Annotated in this window: 18 protein-coding genes; 10 read left to right on the top strand and 8 right to left on the bottom strand. The window is 73.0% G+C overall.

The features are described from left to right. Positions 1-76 precede the first annotated feature (76 nt). The gene (locus NDAS_RS11830; protein ID WP_013153419.1) at positions 77-1,108 is read left to right on the top strand and encodes a phosphatidylinositol-specific phospholipase C domain-containing protein; all 1,032 of its coding nucleotides are present in this window, start codon (positions 77-79) and stop codon (positions 1,106-1,108) included. 24 nt (positions 1,109-1,132) lie between these two features. On the opposite strand, the gene NDAS_RS11835 is transcribed toward NDAS_RS11830, so the two are convergent. Continuing rightward, positions 1,133-1,609, bottom strand: coding sequence for a hypothetical protein (locus tag NDAS_RS11835; protein WP_013153420.1), 477 nt, complete (start codon positions 1,607-1,609; stop codon positions 1,133-1,135). 442 nt (positions 1,610-2,051) lie between these two features. Here NDAS_RS11835 and NDAS_RS11840 point away from each other — a divergent pair, with 442 nt between their 5' ends. The 5 genes from NDAS_RS11840 to NDAS_RS11860 all read left to right on the top strand — a co-directional run bounded on the left by NDAS_RS11840 (position 2,052) and on the right by NDAS_RS11860 (position 5,872). Next, the gene (locus NDAS_RS11840; RefSeq protein WP_013153421.1) at positions 2,052-2,858 is read left to right on the top strand and encodes a peptidoglycan recognition protein family protein; all 807 of its coding nucleotides are present in this window, start codon (positions 2,052-2,054) and stop codon (positions 2,856-2,858) included. A 64-nt stretch (positions 2,859-2,922) separates the two neighbouring features. After that, positions 2,923-3,369, top strand: coding sequence for a MarR family winged helix-turn-helix transcriptional regulator (locus tag NDAS_RS11845; protein ID WP_013153422.1), 447 nt, complete (start codon positions 2,923-2,925; stop codon positions 3,367-3,369). A gap of 123 nt (positions 3,370-3,492) precedes the next feature. Further along, entirely contained in the window at positions 3,493-4,002 is a 510-nt protein-coding gene (locus NDAS_RS11850) for a hypothetical protein (protein ID WP_013153423.1), read from the top strand. 155 nt (positions 4,003-4,157) lie between these two features. Continuing rightward, a complete protein-coding gene (locus NDAS_RS11855) occupies positions 4,158-5,243 on the top strand; it encodes an S-(hydroxymethyl)mycothiol dehydrogenase (protein WP_013153424.1) in 1,086 nt (361 codons plus the stop codon). Continuing rightward, positions 5,240-5,872 (top strand): MBL fold metallo-hydrolase, encoded by a 633-nt coding sequence (locus tag NDAS_RS11860; RefSeq protein ID WP_013153425.1) that lies wholly within the window; start codon positions 5,240-5,242, stop codon positions 5,870-5,872. Before NDAS_RS11855 ends, NDAS_RS11860 begins: the two co-directional genes overlap by 4 nt. Before the next feature lie 88 nt (positions 5,873-5,960). Here NDAS_RS11860 and NDAS_RS11865 read toward each other — a convergent pair whose 3' ends face one another. Then, the gene (locus NDAS_RS11865; protein ID WP_013153426.1) at positions 5,961-7,034 is read right to left on the bottom strand and encodes a hypothetical protein; all 1,074 of its coding nucleotides are present in this window, start codon (positions 7,032-7,034) and stop codon (positions 5,961-5,963) included. Positions 7,035-7,617: 583 nt separating this feature from the next. Between NDAS_RS11865 and NDAS_RS11870 the strand changes: the two genes are divergently transcribed. Beyond that, positions 7,618-8,991, top strand: coding sequence for a multidrug effflux MFS transporter (locus NDAS_RS11870; RefSeq protein ID WP_013153427.1), 1,374 nt, complete (start codon positions 7,618-7,620; stop codon positions 8,989-8,991). A 277-nt stretch (positions 8,992-9,268) separates the two neighbouring features. Then, complete coding sequence (locus NDAS_RS11875; RefSeq protein WP_013153428.1) at positions 9,269-9,478, top strand: hypothetical protein; 210 nt, start codon at positions 9,269-9,271, stop codon at positions 9,476-9,478. A gap of 39 nt (positions 9,479-9,517) precedes the next feature. Here the strand turns inward: NDAS_RS11875 and NDAS_RS11880 are convergent, their stop codons facing one another. The 4 genes from NDAS_RS11880 to NDAS_RS11895 form a co-directional block, all read right to left on the bottom strand. After that, positions 9,518-10,237, bottom strand: a complete 720-nt coding sequence (locus NDAS_RS11880) for a DNA alkylation repair protein (RefSeq protein WP_013153429.1) — start codon at positions 10,235-10,237, stop codon at positions 9,518-9,520. A 94-nt stretch (positions 10,238-10,331) separates the two neighbouring features. Beyond that, positions 10,332-11,189, bottom strand: coding sequence for a SigB/SigF/SigG family RNA polymerase sigma factor (locus NDAS_RS11885; RefSeq protein WP_013153430.1), 858 nt, complete (start codon positions 11,187-11,189; stop codon positions 10,332-10,334). A 498-nt stretch (positions 11,190-11,687) separates the two neighbouring features. After that, entirely contained in the window at positions 11,688-12,614 is a 927-nt protein-coding gene (locus tag NDAS_RS11890) for a cation diffusion facilitator family transporter (RefSeq protein ID WP_013153431.1), read from the bottom strand. Between the two features lie 190 nt (positions 12,615-12,804). Further along, complete coding sequence (locus NDAS_RS11895) at positions 12,805-13,548, bottom strand: TetR/AcrR family transcriptional regulator (protein WP_013153432.1); 744 nt, start codon at positions 13,546-13,548, stop codon at positions 12,805-12,807. 80 nt (positions 13,549-13,628) lie between these two features. Here NDAS_RS11895 and NDAS_RS27630 point away from each other — a divergent pair, with 80 nt between their 5' ends. After that, complete coding sequence (locus tag NDAS_RS27630; RefSeq protein WP_013153433.1) at positions 13,629-15,527, top strand: CPBP family glutamic-type intramembrane protease; 1,899 nt, start codon at positions 13,629-13,631, stop codon at positions 15,525-15,527. 78 nt (positions 15,528-15,605) lie between these two features. Here the strand turns inward: NDAS_RS27630 and NDAS_RS11905 are convergent, their stop codons facing one another. Further along, a complete protein-coding gene (locus tag NDAS_RS11905; protein ID WP_013153434.1) occupies positions 15,606-17,135 on the bottom strand; it encodes an acyl-CoA synthetase in 1,530 nt (509 codons plus the stop codon). A 257-nt stretch (positions 17,136-17,392) separates the two neighbouring features. Next, positions 17,393-18,220 (bottom strand): alpha/beta fold hydrolase, encoded by an 828-nt coding sequence (locus NDAS_RS11910; RefSeq protein ID WP_013153435.1) that lies wholly within the window; start codon positions 18,218-18,220, stop codon positions 17,393-17,395. 285 nt (positions 18,221-18,505) lie between these two features. On the opposite strand from NDAS_RS11910, the gene NDAS_RS11915 reads away from it, so the two are divergent. Continuing rightward, complete coding sequence (locus NDAS_RS11915; RefSeq protein WP_013153436.1) at positions 18,506-19,426, top strand: ketopantoate reductase family protein; 921 nt, start codon at positions 18,506-18,508, stop codon at positions 19,424-19,426. Positions 19,427-19,957: the final 531 nt, after the last annotated feature.

The raw sequence follows: 19,957 nt of genomic DNA on the forward strand, positions 1-19,957 counted from the left end.
ATGACCCTTTGCGCACGAGCGGTGACCTGTGGTTGATTGACCACCAGTCAGTGACCCCCAGCGCCGAAGGACCCCCATGCCCTCCGCCCGCACCGCCGCGCTGACCTGCGCCGCGCTCGCCCTCGCCCTGACCAGCGCCCCCTCCCCCGCCTCCGCTGCCGAGCAGGCCCTCTCCCGGACCACCTCCGTGGGCGTGCACAACGCCTACGAGACGGCGACCTTCCCCCACTTCGCCGACGCCCTCGACTCCGGTGCCGGGCTCCTGGAACTGGACGTGTGGACCGACGAGTGGTTCGGCACCTGGCGGGTCAACCACGAACTGGTCGGCCAGCACAACAACTGCGCCGGGGCCACCAGCCCCGACGAACTGCGCCGGGGCGGCGACGGCGACCTCGCCGACTGCCTGCGCGACGTGCGCACCTGGCACGAGGCCAACCCCGGCCACCCGCCGCTGCTGCTCAAGGTCGAGATGAAGAAGGGCTACCACGCCGAGGCGGGTCTGGGCCCCGCCGAGTTCGACGCGCTCGCCGACCACGTCCTGGGCGATGCCCTGTTCCGGCCGGACGACCTGCTGGCGGGCGCCCACGCCACCCTGGACGAGGCGGTGCGCGCCGACGGCTGGCCCTCGCGCGGCGCTCTGGCCGGGAGGGTCGTCGTCTACCTGACCCCGGGCACCTTCGAGCAGGGCAACCCCTTCGACGACCTGTGGACCGACGAGGAGCAGGCGTCGCGCCTGCGCGACCTGGCCGCCGGGGGCCGCCTGGACGAGGCGGCCACCTTCCCGGCGGTGCTCGGAGCCCGCGGCGGCGACCCGCGCGAGCGCTACGCCGAGGAGCTGCGGCCGTGGTTCGTCGTCTTCGACGGCAGCGCCCCGACCTACACCGGGGGCATCGACACCTCCTGGTACGGCGAGAACGACTACCTCCTGGTGATGACCGACGCCCACGCGGTGTCCCCCGCGATCGACGCGCGCACCCCCTCCCCGGAGGAGGCCGCCGCCCGCGTGCGCGAACTCGCGCGGGCCGGGGCCACCACGGTGACCAGTGACTGGGCGGGCCTGCCCGGGGTGCTGTCCATGGTCGTCCCGCACGGCCCGGGCCACGGCTGACGCCGGGGGCGTCCGCCGCAGCGCCTACTCGGCTCGCGCCCCGCGCGAGAAGTAGGCGTTGGACGCGGGCAGGAACAGCAGCACGAGGGCGGAAAGCCCCAGCAGTCCCGGAACGGCGTAGCCGAGGACGTCGTAGGCCGACATCCCGGCCGGCGGCCACACGATGGCGTCCATGTTCGCGGTGGCCAGGTCCATGAGCACGACGAGGGCAGCGGCGGCGGCGATCAGGAGGCGCGCCCAGTTGCGGCCCCGGCGCACCAGGACGGCGAGGAGGACGCCCACCGCCGCGAACAGCAGCGTGGCGGCGCCGGACACGGCGGCCTGGCGCAGGCCCCCCTCCTCGCCCGCGGCCGCGCGCATACTGTCCAGCCCGGTGGGGGCGACAACGAACACGTTCAGCACCCACAGCACCAGGTCGACGGCGATCAGGGCGAGCAGGAGCAGGAAGGCCGCCTCCACCGTCCCGGGGCGCCCGGTCCTCTCGGCGGTCGTACTCGTCATGGGTCCTCTTCTTCTTCCGTTGGTTCTCGGGGTGGGGGGAGAAGGAGCCCGGGGGCACGGGTCGCCTGAGTAGTCAGGAACTGTACAGCAAACGCCCGGGACCGGCCAGCGGCGCAGCCAAGGGCGTCGGCGGTCCTTGGGAGGACACCGCACGGCGGGAACCGGCGCCGGGCCCGGGCGCCGCGGTCCGGAAAAGACCTGTCGAGGACAACGGAAAGGACGCGCAAAGAGGCGGGGATGGAATAGGGGAAAACGCGCATTCCCGCTCTATCGTTTCTCCGCCGTCTTGTACACCGACGACCTACTTCTACCCATGGGGTCAAAGAGTGGCGTTCTGGCCGGTCACGGCCATGAAAATTCACCGCGTCACACTTTGTGCACCGTGGGTGGTCCGTGTTCTCTTATGGACTGGCAAGTCATGACACGAGCCGGAGGATCACCCATGACCAGAACCCACCGGTCAGGTCCGGACAGACGCACCGTCCTGCGCGGGGCCGCGTTGGCCTCCGGCGCCGCCGTTCTCGGCGGGGCGTTCACCGCGGGCGGCGCGAGCGCCTCCGCGGGGGTGGCCGAACCGCCCCTGCACACCCGGGCCGACTGGGGAGCGCGCTCGCCCGCGGGCCGGGTCCAGATCCTGACCACCGCGCCCAGCTACATCGTGGTCCACCACACCGCGACGGCCAACAGCACCGACTACTCGCTCAGCCACGCCTACGCCCTGTCCAGGGCGATCCAGAACTACCACATGGACTCCAACGGCTGGCTGGACACCGGCCAGCAGCTCACCATCAGCCGCGGCGGCCACGTCATGGAGGGCCGCGACCGCAGCTTCGCCGCCATCCGCGAGGGCAGCCACATCGTGGGCGCGCACGTGGCCAACAACAACAGCACCTGTATCGGCATCGAGAACGAGGGCCTCTACACGAGCGTGAGCCCGACCGGGGCCCTGACCGACGCGCTGGTGGCCACCCTGGCGTGGCTGTGCGGGGCCTACCGGCTCGATCCGCACAGCGCGATCCTGGGCCACCGCGACTTCAACGCCACCGCCTGCCCCGGCGACGTGCTGTACGCGCTGCTCCCGGAGCTGCGCGACGCGGTCGCCGACGCCATGCTGGCACCGGTCCTGGGAACGGTCGCCCGCCGCGCGCCCGCCGGGAACGGCCCGACCTACCCGACCGTGCCCGAGGACGAGCCGGACCGCCTGTTCTACCACGGTCCCGCCCGGGGCCCCGACGACTTCACCCGCTGACCCGCCCGCCGGGGCGGTGCCGCGCGGGGCGGATCCGCCCCGCGCGGTGGGGGAGACTGGGGGTGTGAGCACCGAGAACAGCCGCCCCGGACCGCCCGTGACCAGTCCCTCGATCATCCTGCTGACCCTGGCGCGCGGTATCGAGACCGAACTGAACGCCGCGCTCGCGCCCCTGGACCTGACGGTCGCCCGGCTCGGGCTGCTCGGCCACATCTCCGGGGTTCCGGGCGCCTCGTTCAGCGATCTGGCGCGGATGTCGGGGATCACGGTCCAGAGCGTGCACGGCTCGGTGAAGTCGCTGGTCGCCGCGGGCCTGGTGCGCGACCACACGTCGCGGGCCGGGGCTGCCTCGGCGATCGAGATCACCGACGAGGGCGCCCGCCTGCTCGACGCGGCCAGGCAGGCGGTGGCCTCGGTGGACACCGCGATGTTCGGGCCGGACGCCGACCCCGTGCGGCGGCGGGTGGGCGAGGCCGCGCGGGAGGCCTTCGGCGCCCCGGGCGGCTCCTGAGACCGGCGGTCCACCGCCTCTCCCGTTTCCCGGATCACCTCCGGGGTCGTGCACCGACCCCTCCTTCAGGCTGCCTGAAGCCAGGGGTATGCTTCAGGCAGCCTGAAGGAAGAAGGACATCTCATGGAACACCTGCTGCTCTCGGTCCACGTGCTCGCCGCCATCGTGTTCGTCGGCGGATCGACCGTCGCGGCCAGCCTCTTCCCGCGGTTCGCCCCCGTCGCCGTGCCCGCCACCGTCGGCGCCGCCGACGCGGGGGCCGCGGGCACGCCCCCGGGCGCCCGCTCCCCCGACGGGCGCGACCCGGGTGAACGCGACGCCGCCGTGGCCGCCCTGCTGCACCGCACCACCCGCGGTTACGCCGTCGCCGGGATCGTCGTCCCCGCCGTCGGGATCGCCCTGGCCCTGCTCCAGGGCCGGATGGGCGAGATCTGGGTCATCGTCTCGATGCTGCTCACGGCCCTGGCGGGCCTGATGCTGGCCGCGCTGATCTACCCCCGCCAGCGCGAGGCGCTCCGCGAGCCCGGCGACCCCCGCGCGCTGCGCACGCTGTCGATGATCACCGGGATCTACAACCTGGTGTGGGCGTCCGTCGTCGTGCTCATGATCGTCCGCCCGGGCTCGGGGGCGTGACCGGCGCTCCCCGGCCGCACCCCGGGGAACCGGTGGGAGGGCGTCCGGGGCAGGAGGAGGCCCCGCGACCGGGATAGGTGTGACGCGGGTGGGGAATGGTGCCGGAAGCGGCGCGTACCCGCGCCGCCTCCGGCCACGTGTGGGGGTAAGCGAAGATGTCTCAGCGGGTACAAGGGGTGGTCTGCCGGTCCAAGGGGGCGCCGGTGGAGATCACCACGGTCGTCGTGCCCGATCCGGGCCCCGGCGAGGCCGTGGTCAGGGTGCAGGCGTGCGGGGTGTGCCACACCGACCTGCACTACCGCGAGGGCGGCGTCAACGACGAGTTCCCCTTCCTGCTCGGGCACGAGGCCGCGGGCATGGTGGAGTCCGTGGGCGAGGGCGTGACCACCGTCGCGCCGGGTGACCACGTGATCCTGAACTGGCGCGCGGTGTGCGGGGACTGCCGTGCCTGCCGCCGGGGACGGCACCAGTACTGCTTCGACACGCACAACGCCGAGCAGCGGATGACGCTGGAGGACGGCACCGAACTCTCCCCCGCCCTGGGCATCGGCGCGTTCGCGGAGAAGACCCTGGTCGCCGCGGGGCAGTGCACCAAGGTGGACCCGCAGGCCTCGCCCGCCGCGGCCGGTCTGCTGGGCTGCGGGGTCATGGCCGGGATCGGCGCCGCCATCAACACCGGCGGCGTGGGCATCGGGGACTCAGTGGCCGTCATCGGCTGCGGCGGCGTGGGCAGCGCGGCCGTCGCGGGCGCGCGGTTGGCCGGGGCCGGACGGATCATCGCCGTGGACCTGGAGGACCGCAAGCTCGAATGGGCGCGCGGGTTCGGCGCCACCCACACCGTCAACGCCTCCTTCACCGACCCGGTCGAGACCATCCGCGACCTGACCGGCGGTTTCGGCGCCGACGTGGTGATCGACGCCGTGGGCACCCCCAGGACCTACGAGCAGGCCTTCTACGCGCGCGACCTGGCGGGCACGGTCGTGCTGGTGGGCGTGCCCACCCCAGAGATGCGCCTGGACCTGCCGCTGCTGGACGTGTTCGGCCGCGGCGGGGCGCTGAAGTCCTCCTGGTACGGCGACTGCCTGCCCTCGCGCGACTTCCCGGTGCTCATCGACCTCTACCTCCAGGGACGCCTGGACCTGGACGGCTTCGTCACCGAGGAGATCGGACTCGGCGAGGTCGAGGAGGCCTTCGCCCGGATGGAACGCGGCGACGTCCTGCGCTCGGTGGTGGTCCTGTGAGCGGCGCGCGCGTGGAACACCTGACCACCTCGGGGGTCTTCGCCCTGGACGGCGGGGAGTGGGAGGTCGAGAACAACGTCTGGATCGTGGGCGACCGCGACCAGGCCCTGGTCATCGACGCCGCGCACGACGCGGGCGCGATCCTGGGCGCGGTGGGCGACCGCGAACTCGTGGCGGTGGTGTGCACGCACGCGCACAACGACCACGTCAACGCGGCCCCGGCGCTGGCCGAGGCCACGGGCGCGCCCATCCTGTTGCACCCGGCCGACCGGGTGCTGTGGGACATGACCCACCCGGACCGCGCGCCCGACGCGGAGCTGTCCCAGGGGCAGGACATCACCATCGCCGGGACCAGGCTGACCGTCCTGCACACCCCGGGCCACGCCCCGGGCGCGGTGTGCCTGTACGCACCCGACCTGGGCGTGCTGTTCAGCGGCGACACCCTGTTCCAGGGCGGCCCGGGGGCGACGGGACGGTCCTACTCGGACTTCCCGACGATCGTGGAGTCCATCCGCGACCGGCTGTTCAGCCTGCCGGAGGACACGGTGGTCAACACCGGGCACGGCCCGTCCACGACGATCGGCGCCGAGGCGCCCCACCTCCAGGAGTGGATCGACCGGGGACACTGAGGGCCGCGGTGGGCGCGGCCCGCCATCCGGGCCGCGCCCTCGGTGTCCGGGGCGGCGGCCGGAGGCGCACCGCCGCCGCCCGCCCCGCTCAGACGGGGCGGGCGGCGGTGAGGCGGGCCCCGTACTCCATGGCGGCGAGCACCGCCGGCACAAGCCGCCCGGAGAGCCGCGCCAGCCGGTCCGGGGCCAGGACGACGCGCAGCGCGCCCGGCGCGAAGGTGGCCAGCGCGCGCCCGACCAGGGGGTCGTCCCGGCGGGCGCGCAGGCCCGCCACCGTGCCCGGCCAGTGCAGCTCCTGGACCGCGCCGAAGGCGGCGGCGGTGGCCCAGAGCGCGAACAGCGGCCCGGAATCGGCGCCCAGGTGCTCGGCGCAGTCCCGGCTCAGCTCACCCGGCGCCGCGCCCCACTCCTCCAGCACCCGCGCTGTGGGCCGGTGGGCCTCGGGCACGTCGTTGCCGGTGTCGATGACCACGGCCTCCCCGGTGTTCCAGCGCAGGAACGGCAGCAGCGGAGGCAGGTCCAGGACCGGCCCCGCGAAGCGGGCGCCCTCCGCCGCGAAGCAGGCCGAGTGCCGGAGCCCGTGTTCGTCGTTGCCCTTGATGCTGGGCAGGTCCTCGTGCTCGACCAGGTTGGGCGCCGCGACCAGGGCGGGGGTGCCGCGCTCCCGCAGGAACCGCAGGGCGGCGCGGTCGTCGGAGCGGCCCCCGGCGCCGCGCAGGTAGCGGCCCATGTCCAGGGCCGGTTCGCGCGGCAGGAGCAGGGCGGGAGTCGGCATGTACGGGTTGACCACCGGGACCGCTCCGGCTCCGGTGAACACCGCCCACCGGGCCAGGTAGGCGGTGCGCGAACCCCATTCCACGAAAAGGGAGAGCGCGGCCTCGGAATGCCTTTTCACCGCGTCGCGCACGGAGTCGGCGAAATCCGCGCACACGCGGACGTCGTCCTGGAGGACGAGGTGGTGGGTGGAGTCGAAGCGTTCCGCGCTGGAGAAGGCGACCTGGGAGGCGCGCAGGGAGCTGGGCGGCCCGTCGGGCTCGGGGTCCACGGCCAGGCAGGCGTCCTCGATCCCGAGGGAGTCCAGGACGCGGCGCGCGGCGGCGATCCGGCGGGGGTGGGTCATCACGGACGCGGACAGCACGACGGGAGAAAGGGGGTTCGGCATATGCCGAGAATAACCGGAAAAATGCCGGAATCAAGGCCGAAGAAAGTTATTTTCCTTTTCCCGTAAACCCTTACCCGGTCAGGCTAGCACACCTTTCCGGGGAATTCCCCTGCCGGTGCTCGCGGCGTGCGGCCTCCAGAGGCCGGCCCCACGGCCCCACAGGCCTGTGAGCTCCTGGGGCGTGCCTCCCAGGTCCGCTCTTTTCTTCACAGAACATGCTGCCGAAAGGCGTGTTTCGCCCAGCGGAACTACCACGGGGTAACCATGGGGAATCGGGCACCACGCGGCCGGGGGAATGAGCGGAACCCGAGGACCCGACGGCCCCCATCCCCGCATGGGCGTCGTCACAGCGGACCGAATCCCTTTACCAGCAGGGCATTCCAACACCGTAATTCGGATCACTCGACGTGTTGGGTAAAGCGGGGATTGCCTGCTCCTAGCCTTGTGTTGGAGGCGGAAGTGATCCCGGGACCCTCTGGTCCTCTCACGGGACTTCTGTCGGCGCCCCGCCCGAAGGCGGTTCACGGCGCCCCCCGCGTACCGCGCACCGCTTGTCGATACCTTTCCCCGCGTTGGAGCCTCGGTGACCCTTGCTTCCGCACGTCCGAATCGTCGTGCCCAGATCACCACGGACGTCCAGGTCGTCCCGGACGCCCAGAACGTCCCGTCCGCCCACAACCCCCCGCACCACCACGACGTGCCGCAGCAGGCCGGTCCGGCCCGCCAGGAGGCCACGGCCGCCACGGCCCGGACGCGCCGCCGCACGCTGCTGCTCGTCCTGGTCCTCGGCGTGCTGTCCGCGATCGGCCCGCTCGCCACCGACCTGTACCTGCCCGCGCTGCCCCAGATCGCCGCCGACCTGGGCACCAGCGAGGCCAGCGTCAAGCTCACCCTGACCTCGGTGATGGCCGGTCTGGCCCTGGGCCAGCTCGTCATCGGCCCGCTCAGCGACCGCTGGGGGCGCCGCGCGCCGCTGCTGGTCGGCATCGGCGTGTTCACCGCCACCACCCTCGCCATCGCGACGGTGAGCAGCGTGGAGATGTTCAGCCTGCTGCGCTTCGGCCAGGGGCTGTCGGCCGCGGCCGGACTGGTGATCTCGCGCGCGATCGTGCGGGACGTGTTCGACGGCGACGCCGCCGCCACCTTCTTCTCCCGGCTGGTGCTGCTCTCCGGCCTGGCCCCCATGCTCGGCCCGATCCTGGGCGGCCAGCTGCTCTTCTTCGGACCCTGGCAGCTGCTCTTCGCCGTGCTCGGCGCGACCGGGCTGGCGACCTTCGCACTGGTGCTGTTCGGCCTGCCCGAGAGCCTGCCGCCCGAGCAGCGCGAGCGGGTCAGTCCGCGTGCGCAGCTGCGGGTGTTCGGCCGCCTGCTGCGCGACATCCGCTTCACCGCTCCCACGCTCACGCTCGCGCTGAGCTTCGGGATGAGCTTCACCTACATCTCGACGTTCTCGTTCGTGGCCCACTCGCGCTTCGGGGCCAGCGCCCAGGAGTTCAGCCTGGTGTTCGCGGTGACCACGCTCGGCATGATCATCGGCAACCAGCTGAACGCCTACCTCATCCGCCGGGTGGAGATCCACCGCCGCCTGTTCCTGGGCCTGGCCGGGTCGATCGCCTCGGTGGCCGCGCTGGCGCTGCTGGGGTCCTCGGGCGGCGCGAGCCTGGTGACGGTGACCGCCGCGCTGTTCGTGATGATGGTGTTCACCGGTCTGGTGTCGCCGAACGCCACGGCGCTGGCCCTGGACGGACAGCCGCCGAAGATCGCCGGAAGCGGCTCGGCCCTGCTGGGCACGCTCCAGTTCGGCATCGGCTCCGGCCTGGCCTCGACCGCCGGGCTGACCGGCCCGGTGACCCTGTCCAGCATGACCGCGGTCATGCTCGCCACGGCCGTGGCCGCCGCGGTGGTGTTCACCGCTTTCGCGGTGCGTACGCGGCGCACCGCGCTGGCGACCGCCTGAGCGTCGGTGCGCACGGCCGGTGTGATCCGCCCGTTCAGGCCCGGACCGGCCCTCACCACCGGCGGCATGGACGTGGTTGGTGGAGGGGCGCCGCCGAACGGACTCGAAGCCGGACCCGCTGAGCCGGGTGGCCCCGGACCGGGGGACGGCGCGCGTTCCGCACGGGGAGCGGGTCCGCGCGGAAGCGGGAGGCGGGACCGGGTGAAACGTCGCGTCTCGCGGGTATAGGTCTGCGGCGAAGACAACCGATCTACCCCCCATCCCCTGGAGGCAGAGCGTGCGAGTACGCATCGTTCTTTCGACCCTCGTCGTCCTGTGGCTGCTCGTCGGGCTGATCGCCGCGTTCCAGCGCGGTCTGTTCAGCAGCGACGAGACCTCGTGCTCGACGCTGGGCCACACCGTCGGAACCATCTTCGTCGGGCCGTTGAACTACATGGGGGTCAATCCGACCATCGAGTGCCCGCCCCTGCCCGAACCCTCCGAGTAGCGGATCCGGCGCCGCGCCCCCGCGGGGGCGCGGCGCCGCTCAGCGCCCGCGGTAGTGGGCGCGCTGTCCGGGGTCGAGCTTCTCGATCGCGGCGCGCAGCAGGGGGCGCGGGGCCCGCGCGGCGTGGGTGTCGAGGAAGGCCAGCAGCCGGTCGCGGTCCTTGTCACCGGCGGCTCGGAGCATCCACCCCACCGCCTTCTGCACCAGTTCGTGGTCGTCGCCCAGGAGGATCTCGGACAGGGCGAAGGCGTCGTCGAGGTCGTCGTGGGCGATGAAGTGCGCCGTCGCCACGATGGCGGTGCGCCGCCGCCACGGGTCGTCCGAACGCGCCAGGGTGTACAGGACCCCGCGGGGGCGGTCCCGCAGGTGGCGGCCCAGGACGTGGTGCGCGGCCAGGTCCACCAGGTCCCAGTTGTTGACGCGGTCGTGGCGGCGCAGGTACAGCTCGGCGAGCGCGGCGACCTGTCCGGGCGTGCTGCGCCGGTGGCGGGCCTTCTTCTCCATGATGCTCATCGCCCCGGCCCGGGCCTCGTGCACAGGGCTGTCCATCAGCTCCTCGACCTGGTCGAGGGGCATGTCCACGAACTCCTTGGCCAGGGCGAACACCGTGCCCATGCGCACCCCGACGAAGTAGTCGTCCTCGGGCTGGTGTCCGGCCTCGAAGCGGAAGTAGCGCTGGTACTTGCGGAGTTCCTCGTCGCTGCGGTGCTCGTCGAGGCGCGCCAGGAAGGCGCGGGCGGTCAGCGGTGCGGTGGCCATGGCGGCATGGTAGGCGTCCCCGGTGACAGCGGGTGTGAACGGTGCCGCCGGGAGGACGTCCCCCGTCGGCGTCCTCCCGGCGGCGCGGTCCGCCTCATCCCCGAGCGCGCCCGTCCTGTCCCATCTCCTCGCGCAGCTGCCCCAGGACTCCGTTGAGGAGCCGGGAGACGTGCATCTGCGAGTAGCCGAGACAGTCGGCGATCTCGGACTGGGTGTGGTCGCCGAAGAAGCGCAGCATGAGGATCTCGCGCTCGCGCTCGGGCAGGCGGGCCAGGGCGGGCTTGAGCGACTCGCGCTGGACCACCAGTTCCAGGCCCTCGTCCTCGCTGCCCAGGTGGTCCTCCAGCCGGGTGCCCTCCTGGCCGTCGGAGTCGGAGGTGTCCGGGGCGTCCAGTGACAGGGAGCGGTAGGACTCCGAGACCTGGATGAGCTCGCCGACCTCGGCCTCGGGCAGCCCCATCTCCTCGGAGAGTTCGTGGACCGTGGGCGTGCGCGCGTGGGCCTGCTGGAAGTCGTTGAGCGCCTGGCGCAGCTTGATCCGGTTCTCCTGGTGGCGCCGGGACACGCGCACGGCCCAGGTGTGGTCGCGGAAGTGCCGCTTGATCTCACCGGTGACCGTGGGCAGCAGGTAGGAGATGAACGGCTTGCCGCGGTCGGGGTTGAAGCCGTGGATGGCCTTGACCAGCCCGAGCATGGCGGTCTGTTGCAGGTCGTCCAGCGGTTCGCCGCGGCCGTTGTAGCGGCGGGCGAGCTTGTTGACCAGCGGCTGGTAGAGGACCACGACCCGTTCGCACAGGTCGTCGGCCCGCGGATCGTCCCTGTCCAGGCCGTGGAGTTCGGCGAGCATGTCCTCGGCGGTGGGGTCCTCGTCCCAGACCGGTCTGCGCGGTCCGGGGACGGCTGGTGTGTGGTCGAAGGTCTCGTGCGTCGCGTGGGGAACGTTGATGGACAAGAGGAAGCCCCCGGTGTCGTGTCCTGTTCGGTGCCTGATGTCTGCCTGGAGGACAGTGAGCGGGCGGCACGCCCGCGCTGTCTGTCGAGGTAGGAGGCCGGGATCCGGCGGGGGATGATCGCGATGTGAGGAGTACGTTCCCTAAGAAAAGGGACCAAAAGCCGCCGGGAGGAAATTTTTCGCCATATGCCAGAAGCCGCTCGCCCGCCCGTCCACGGCGACCGAAAAGGCAGGGGAAAGGCGTCCGCGCCCCGCAGGGTCCCCCACGCCCCCACGGGACAGGGCGCCCCGTTTTCCCTGCTGGCCCGGGCCGCACGCGTCGGCGCCGACTCCGCCCCCCCACGCGCCGACCGCCCATTCCCGGGCAATGTTCATTTTACTCGAACACGAGTTCGCTTTCTTTTTCCGGCGAAGATGAACGCCACAAGAAAAGGCGGTGCGCAGGGCGGCCGCCCCTCCCCCGGTTCCCGGGCCCGGCCCGCGCGGCCGCCGGGCGCATCAGTCGGCGGACCGCGGGCGCAGGAGGTCGGGTTCGATGTAGATGATCGTGGCGATGGGCACCGCCTCGCGGATCCGCCGCTCCGCCTCGTCGATGGCGGCGGTGACGCGGCGGGCGTCGTCCTCGGCGTCCACGGCCACCTTGGCGGCGACCAGCAGCTCCTCGGGGCCCAGGTGCATCGTGCGCATGTGGATGACCGCGTCGATGTCCGCACAGCCCAGGACGGCCTCGCGGATGAGGCGGATGTGCTCCTCGCTGGCCGACTCACCGATGAGCAGGCTCTTCATCTCCACCGCCAGGACCACCGCGAACACCATCAGCAGCAGTCCGATGGCCCCCGAGCCGAGCCCGTCCCAGACGCCGTTGCCGGTGATCAGGGTGAGGCTGACCCCGACCAGGGCGAAGGCCAGGCCGATGAGGGCGCCGGTGTCCTCCAGCAGGACCACCGGCAGCTCCGGGGCCTTGGTGCGGCGGATGAAGCCGAACCACCCCACCCGTGCGCGCGCCGTCCTGGTCTGGCGCATAGCGGTGCGCAGCGCCGTCGACTCCAGGGCGGCGGCCACCAGCAGCACCACGACGGGGACCCACTGCCAGGAGGTGATCGGGTGCGGGTCGCGGATCTTCTCCCAGGCCTCGTACAGGGCGAACAGCCCGCCGAGGGTGAACAGCACGATCGCCACCAGGAAGGCGTAGACGTAGCGCTCGTGGCCGAAGCCGAAGGGGTGCTCCCGTGTGGCCGTGCGCCTGGCCCGCCGCCCGCCGATCAGCAGCAGGAGCTGGTTGCCGGAGTCGGCCACCGAGTGCACCGACTCGGCGAGCATGGCCGACGAGGCGGTCAGGAGGTAGGCGACGAACTTGGTCGCGGCGATCCCGAGATTGGCCGCCAACGCCATGACCACGGCCTTCGTGCTGTCCTCGCCACTCACCGCGTCGCCTCCTCGTCAGCTGCGGACCGCACGGCCCGGGGACACGGTGCCGACGGTCGGCGCGGCCGCACCGGCCGGGACCGCCCGAGGTGGTCGGGGCCGCGCCCCGGACTGTCCCAGGTTCCGGGGAGCCCGGTGCCCGCGCAAGCACCCCCGCCGCCGTGTCGGTCCGCGGAGACCGTCCGGAGCGTCAGGAGCGCTCGGCGGCGCGGGAGCGCACGCGCAGCTCTATCCCGTCCAGGAGCCAGTCCAGCCCCCGCGAGAAGGCCTCCTCCGGGGTCGGCCCCGCGGTGGTCACGCGTTCGACGGCCGGGTAGCGCCCCGTCGCACCCGCGCGGGAGGCCAGGAAGGCCTCCTGGACCGTGTCCCACGTGCGACCGTCGGGGGTGGTCCAGGCCCCGGCCCGGTCGGCCTGGACCACCAGGGCGACGTGGCCGCGGACGTAGCCGTTCACGGCCTCCACGACGGTGAACACCTCGTGGTCGCTCAGCCCGGTGCCGTCGAAGACCCGCACGGCGGAGTCGACCCAGGCGAAGGTGTGCGGGCCGACCGGCTGCCCGGTGGCCGTGAGTTCGACGAGCCAGGGGTGCTCGCGGTAGGAGCGCAGGTCCTCGTGGGCCCACGCCCGGACCTTCTCCCGCCAGGTGCCGGCGCGGGTGTGCGGCAGGACCGCCTGGCCGACCATCGTGTCCACCATCAGGGCGATCAGGGCCGACTTGTCGGGAACGTAGGTGTAGAGCGTGGCCGTGCCCACGCCGAGCCGGGAGGCGACTCCGCGCATGGACAGCGCGTCCACGCCCCCCTCCTCCACGACCAGCATGGCGGCCTCGACGACGCGCTCCACCGTGAGGTTGTGCCGGGGGCCGCGCCGGGGCCGCCGGGGGCCGTCCCACAGCAGTTCGAGCGTGGCCGTGGGGTCGTGGACGTAGGCCACTCTTGCCTCCTCGCGAAAACTCCGTACACTGTTCGACAAAGACCGAACGCCGTACGGAGTTTACCCCCGGGAAGGCGGCCATGCCGGACGAGCCCCGCTCCGCGCCCCCATCCGACACCGCGCCCCGCGCCCCGAGGGCCGCACGCCCCCGGGCGGGCCCCGTGGCCCCGACCGTCCTGGTCTGCGCCGCCGCAACCCTGGTCGGTGTGCTCGCCGCGGCCGCCTCGACGTCGGTTCCGGGCGCGGCGGGGGACCCCGACTCCCTCCCCGCCCTGGCCGTGCGGGCCGCGCTGTGCACGGCGCTGGTGCCGCCGCTGCTGTGGGCCGCCCGCCGCTTCCTGGACCGCGCGCCGACCCCCGCGTTCGGCCTCGCGCCCCGGGGATGGCCCGTCCCGCTGGCCGCAGCCCTCACCGTCCTGCTCGCCTCGGCCGCGCTCCTGGGCGCGGCGCGGGCCCTGGGCGCGGCCACCCCGGACACCGGCGCGGTCGGGGGCGCCGCCTCGGCCCTGGCCGTGACCCTGCCCCTGCTCCTGGCGGCCCAGATCCTGCCCGAGGAACTGGTCTTCCGCGGCTACGCGCAGCACCACCTGGGGCTGCGGTACCCCCCGTGGGCGGCTCTCCTCGGCCAGGCCGCCCTGTACACGCTCTTCGCCGCCGCGGTCACCGGCTCGGCGGCGCTCTCCGGCGAGGTGTTCCTCCTGGGCCTGTTCCTCGGGGCCCTGAGAACGACCACCGGGGAGGTGTGGACGCCGCTGGCCGCGCGAACGGCCCTGACCGCCGTCGGCGTGCTCTCCGATGAACTCGGCCTGCGCCTGTCCTCCGCTCCGGAACCCTGGCAGGCGGTGCTCTCCCTCGGCCCGGGCCTGGCCGCCTTCTGGGTCGTGTACGCGTTGCGCGGCCGCGGCCGGGCGGGCGCCCCCTTCCCCGACGCGGGCGGGCCGCGCCGCCCCCTGGCGCAGAGGGGGATCCTGTACGACGTCGGCTCCAGCTACCTGCCCGGTCAGAACTCCCGGCCGCGGTGGCGCCCGGATGTGGTGGACCGGGAGATGCGGGTGATCCGCGAGGACCTGCACTGCACGGCGGTCACCGTCTTCGGCGAGGACCTCGGGCGGCTGGAGGAGGCGGCCCGCCTGGCGCTGGGCCGGGGGCTGTACGTGTGGGTCCAGCCCCGCCTGGTCGACGCCGCGCCGGGCGAGCTGACGGCCAACCTGGGCCGGGCCGCCGAGGCCGCCGAACGGCTGCGCCGCGACCACCCCGAACGGGTGGGCCTCAACGTGGGCTGCGAGATCAGCCTGTTCGCCGCCGGGGTGCTGCCCGGCCGCGACCTGGACCGGCGCACGCGCGCGCTGGGGCTGCTCTTCCCCCTGCTGCCGTGGTTCGACCGCAGGCTCAACCGGCTGCTGCGCGAGCTGGCGGACACCGCGCGCGCGAGGTTCCACGGGCCGCTCACCTACGGTTCCGGTGCATGGGAGACCGTGGACTGGACGCCGTTCGACGTGGTCGGCGTGGACTACTACCTGGACGAGCTCACCCGCCGCTCCTACCGGCAGGGGCTGCGTCGGCTGCGCGCCCACGGCAAACCGCTGGTCGTCACCGAGTTCGGCTGCTGTTCCTACGAGGGCGCCCGGGACAGGGGCGGCTCGGGCTCGGACATCCTGGACTGGAGCGACCTGGGGGACCGCAGGGTCAGGGACGGGTACGTGCGCGACGAGCGGGTGCAGGCAGACCTCATCAGTGACCTGCTGGACGTGTTCGAGACCGAGGAGGTGCACGGGGCGTTCGTGTGCATGTTCATCGAGGGCGACTGCCGCTACTCCCCCGATCCCACCCGCGACCAGGACATGGCCAGTTTCGGGATCGTGCGCCCGCCACCGCTGGAGTCGGGGCTGTCCCCCGACGACGGCCACTGGGAGCCCAAACTGGCCTTCCACACCCTGGCCGCCCGCTACGCCGAGGAGGCGCCCGACCGCACGGGCTGAGCCGCAGCCGCCCACCCGGCGCTCCGGCCGCGCGCACGGCGGCGCGCGGCCCCGGAGACGACCCCGGCGCGGTGCCGGTCAGGCGATGCGGTCGCGCAGCTCGCGCTTGAGGATCTTGCCGGAGGCGTTGCGCGGCAGCTCGTCCACCACCCGTACCTCCTTGGGGGCCTTGAACGCCGCCAGACGGGCGCGCACGTGCTCCACCAGGTCGTCGGGCAGGGTCTCGGGGTCGGCCTCCCCGGTGGGCACCACGAACGCGGTCACCGCCTCGATCCACCTCTCGTCGGGCGCGCCGACCACCGCGGCCTCGGCCACCCCGGGGTGGGTGTACAGGGCGTCCTCCACCTCGCGGGAGGCCACCAGCACGCCGCCGGTGTTGATGACGTCCTTGATCCGGTCCACCACCTCGATGTAGCCCTCGGCGTCGGCGCGCACCAGGTCGCCGGAGTGGAACCAGCCGTCCCGGAAGGCCTCCTCGGTCTCCTCGGGCTTGTCCCAGTAACCCTGGCACAGCTGCGGCGACCGGTACACCACCTCGCCCAGCTCCCCGGGGGCGACGTCGCGGCCGCTGTCGTCCACCACCCTGAGTTCCACGAACAGGGCGGATCGGCCCGCGGAGGCGGGGCGCGCGTCGTGCTCCTCGGGGCGCAGCACGGTGGCCAGCGGGCCGATCTCGCTCTGGCCAAAACAGTTGTAGAAGCCCAGTCCGGGCAGGGTCGAACGCAGCCTCTCCAGCACCGGGCCGGGCATGACGGAGGCCCCGTAGTAGGCCTTGCGCAGGCTCGTCAGGTCGCGCCGGGCGAAGTCGGGGTGGCCCGCCATCGCCACCCACAGCGTGGGCGCGGCGAAGAAGGCCCGGTGTCCGGCCGTCTCGATCCGCTCCAGCAGGTCGGCGGGGTCGGGCGCCTCCACCAGGGTGTTGCGTGCCCCGACCGCCAGCCACGGCATGAGGAAGACGTGCATCTGCGCGCTGTGGTAGAGCGGCATGGCGTGCAGGGGCTCGTCGTCGGCGGACAGGTCCAGGCCCACCACGCAGGACAGGTACTCGTGGACGAGGGCCCGGTGGGTCATCATCGCGCCCTTGGGGCGGGAGGTGGTACCGGAGGTGTACAGCAGCTGCACCAGGTCGGTGTCGCGGACCCCGGCGTCCAGTTCGGGCACCGGCCCCTCCAGGCTGTCGGCGAGCAGCGAACCGGGGCCCTCGCGCAGCTCCAGCACCTGTTCCACGCCGGTCCCGTCGCGCAGCGCGTCCACGGCCGGGCGCAGGGCGGGGTCGGTCAGGACGATGGTGCTGCCGGACTGCTCCAGCAGGTAGGCCAGCTCCTCCCCCTTGAGGGCGAAGTTGACCGGCACGTGGACCAGCCCCGCCCGGGCGCAGGCCAGGAACCCGATGAGGTAGGCGTCGGAGTTCCTGCCGTAGGCCGCGACCCGGTCGCCCCGGACGGCGCCGAGGCCGAGCAGGCGTGCGGCGGCCCGGGTGACCGCGGCGTCCAGGTCGGCGTAGGTCCAGGAGCGCCCGCCGAAGACCAGCGCGGTACGCCCGGGGGTGCGCGCCGCGCTGCGCCGGAGGATGTCGCCCACGGTGCTGGATGTCGTCGAACCGGTCATGTCCTGCCTTCCGCCCGTCGGTACGGCCCCTGGGGCCGTCGGCAGGACCCATCCTGTGGCGCACGGGCCGCACTGGCAACACCCGGCGGAGGAAACGGGCCCTCGGAGGGCGCCCGCGCCCCCTCGCGGTCCGGCAGCGCGTTCCCCCTCCCGCCCTGTCCGGAGACCGCGTTCTCCCGCTCCGCACGGCCGCGTCCGACGTCCGCTCCGGCGGGCGGGCCCCGCCGCGCCCGCGCGGTCCCGCCCACCCGGGCGGGTCAGCTCTTGAGGAACTCCAGCAGGTCCTGGTTGAACCTCTCCTTGTCGCCCGGCACGAGGGCGATGCCGTGGGAGCCGCCCTCGTAGACCTTCAGGGTGGCGTCCGGGATGATCCGCGCCGACTTGCGGCCGGTGGCGTCGATCGGCACGACCTGGTCGTCGTCGCCGTGCACCACCAGGGTCGGGACGTCGAAGCGGCGCAGGTCATCGGTGAAGTCGGTGTAGCCGAAGGCGTCCACGCAGCGCACACCGGCCTCGATGGACTGGTGCATGGCCATGAACCAGAAGGCGTCCTTGTTGCCCTGCGTGACCTTGTTGCCGGGGCGGTTGGCGCCGAAGAAGCCCTCCGCGGTCTCCCTCCAGAACTGCGAGCGCTCCCTGATGATGCCGTCCTTGATCCCGGTGAGCACCTCCTCGGGCACCCCTTCGGGATTGGTGTCGGACCTGACCATGATCGGCGGGACCGCGGACAGCAGGACGGCCTGGCGCACGCGCCGGGTGCCGTGGCGCCCGATGTAGCGGGCGAGCTCGCCGCCGCCCATGGAGTGGGCCACCAGCGTGACGTCCTGGAGGTCCAGGTGGTTCATGAGGTCGTTGAGGTCGTCGGCGAAGGTGTCGAAGTCGTAGCCGCTCCAGGGCTGGCCGGAACGGCCGTGGCCGCGGCGGTCGTGGGCGAGGCCGCGGAAGCCGTTGTCGGCCACCCACTTCATCTGGTCCTCCCACGCGTCGGCGTTGAGCGGCCAGCCGTGGATGAACACGACCGGTCGGCCGCTCCCCCAGTCCTTGTAGAAGATCTCGACGCCGTCGCGGGTGGTCACGTAAGCCATGGGAACCGTTTCCTCCTCGTGCGGACGGGGCTTCACCCCGGGTCGCGCCGTGCTCACACCCCGAGCGGGGCGCACGGGCCACGACCAGGCTGCCCTCCGCTCCGACCTGCGAAAACCTGGGTTCCACAAGCATGGAGCAGGCTTTGCGAGAGTGCGGCGCCGCCGGGGCCCGACCCTCCCGCCGCGGGGAGGCGGGGCGGTGCGCGCACGCGGCCGCGCCCTTGCCAGGCGAGATCCCATGGCCCTACGTTGTCCGTTGTCGTGCAACCACCGGGCGGGAGCAGCATGAGGATTCTTGTCGTGGGAGCCGGAGCGGTCGGCGGCTACTTCGGAGCGCACCTGGTCCGTGCGGGCCGGGACGTGGACTTCCTCGTCCGCCCCGCCCGCGCCGCGCTCCTGGGCGAACACGGTCTGCGCGTGCGCGACGTGCGAGGACGTGTGGAGGCGGTCCCTGTCCGAGCGGTCACCGCCGACCGGGTGGGCCCCGACTACGACCTGGTGATCGTGGCCGTCAAGTCGTACGGGTTCGACGACGCCCTCAAGGACCTGTCCCCCGCCGTGGGTCCGCGGACCGCGGTGCTGCCCTTCCTCAACGGCATGCGCCACATCGACGCCCTGGTCGAGCGCTTCGGCGCCGACTGGGTCTACGGCGGCGTGGCCATGGTGATGACGCGCCTGGGCGAACAGGGGGAGATCGTCCAGGTCGGCACCATGGGCCAGCTGATCTACGGACCGCTGGGCGAGCACCCCGTCGTCGCACCGCAGGACGTGCACGCCGCGCTGGACACCGGGGACCACACCGCCACCTCCGCCGCCGACATCCGCCAGGAACTGTGGGACAAGTGGGTGTTCCTGGCGACCCTGGGCGCGTGCACCTGTCTGATGCGCGGCCCCATCGGCCGGGTCAACAGCGCGCCCGGCGGCCAGGAGTTCACCGCGGCGGTGTTCGCCGAGGCCATCGCCGTGGCCACCGCCTCCGGCCATCCGCCGGGCGAGGCGGCCCAGAAGAGGGCCGACGCGATCATCGCCGACACCACGTCCTCGACCACGACCTCCATGTACTGGGACCTGACCCAGGGCAACCCGGTGGAGGCCGACCACATCGTCGGCGACCTGGTCTCCGGGGGCAGGGAGCTCGGCGTGCCCACACCGCTCTTCTCACTGGCGTACACGCACCTGAGCGTCTACGGGGCGGGTCGCGGGTAGGCTGCTCCCGTCCGCCGACCGCCCCGGTGGTGCCGGCCCGCCCCGCGGCACGCCGTGGCCCGGTCCCCCATCACGATCGCAAGTCCATGGCCCCCCGCCGTCTCGTTCTGCTCCCCTGCGTCCTCGGCGAACGGTGAGGCCTCGCGCCTCATGGCCATGTACGGTCCCTTCGACCGGGAGGGCGCTCCGGCGCGCAGCGCACAACGGACGGTGAACGCGGAGGACGCCCCCTCGCCGTCGCAGACGCGGTCGGGCGGGTGGCCGGTCTCTTCGCCTGCGCGGACTACGACGCGGGCGGCGCCGGCGAACTCGCCCTGGCCCACGACCTGGAAGGCACCCGGGACACGCCCGTGCGCTGGTGGATCACCGGTGACGGGGGCGAGGACGAGGCCTCCTTCGACAGCGCCGCGTTCCAGGGAGTGTTCCGGGCCCGGAAGCGGCGCACGAAGCCGGGACGAAGCGGAACCGAAGCCGGATCGAAGCGGCCCGTGCCACAGTCCTTCCCGGCGTCCGCACGGAGCGGACGCCGGT

It is taken from the genome of Nocardiopsis dassonvillei subsp. dassonvillei DSM 43111 (assembly GCF_000092985.1).
Lineage (GTDB): Bacteria > Actinomycetota > Actinomycetes > Streptosporangiales > Streptosporangiaceae > Nocardiopsis > Nocardiopsis dassonvillei.

What these genes read in the sequence shown, in the direction of transcription:
- NDAS_RS11830 (WP_013153419.1), top strand. Translation starts at nt 77, where the DNA reads ATGCCCTCCGCCCGCACCGCCGCGCTGACCTGCGCCGCGCTCGCCCTC.
- NDAS_RS11835 (WP_013153420.1), bottom strand. Translation starts at nt 1,609, where the DNA reads ATGACGAGTACGACCGCCGAGAGGACCGGGCGCCCCGGGACGGTGGAG.
- NDAS_RS11840 (WP_013153421.1), top strand. Translation starts at nt 2,052, where the DNA reads ATGACCAGAACCCACCGGTCAGGTCCGGACAGACGCACCGTCCTGCGC.
- NDAS_RS11850 (WP_013153423.1), top strand. Translation starts at nt 3,493, where the DNA reads ATGGAACACCTGCTGCTCTCGGTCCACGTGCTCGCCGCCATCGTGTTC.
- NDAS_RS11855 (WP_013153424.1), top strand. Translation starts at nt 4,158, where the DNA reads ATGTCTCAGCGGGTACAAGGGGTGGTCTGCCGGTCCAAGGGGGCGCCG.
- NDAS_RS11865 (WP_013153426.1), bottom strand. Translation starts at nt 7,034, where the DNA reads ATGCCGAACCCCCTTTCTCCCGTCGTGCTGTCCGCGTCCGTGATGACC.
- NDAS_RS11880 (WP_013153429.1), bottom strand. Translation starts at nt 10,237, where the DNA reads ATGGCCACCGCACCGCTGACCGCCCGCGCCTTCCTGGCGCGCCTCGAC.
- NDAS_RS27630 (WP_013153433.1), top strand. Translation starts at nt 13,629, where the DNA reads ATGCCGGACGAGCCCCGCTCCGCGCCCCCATCCGACACCGCGCCCCGC.
- NDAS_RS11905 (WP_013153434.1), bottom strand. Translation starts at nt 17,135, where the DNA reads ATGACCGGTTCGACGACATCCAGCACCGTGGGCGACATCCTCCGGCGC.
- NDAS_RS11910 (WP_013153435.1), bottom strand. Translation starts at nt 18,220, where the DNA reads ATGGCTTACGTGACCACCCGCGACGGCGTCGAGATCTTCTACAAGGAC.
- NDAS_RS11915 (WP_013153436.1), top strand. Translation starts at nt 18,506, where the DNA reads ATGAGGATTCTTGTCGTGGGAGCCGGAGCGGTCGGCGGCTACTTCGGA.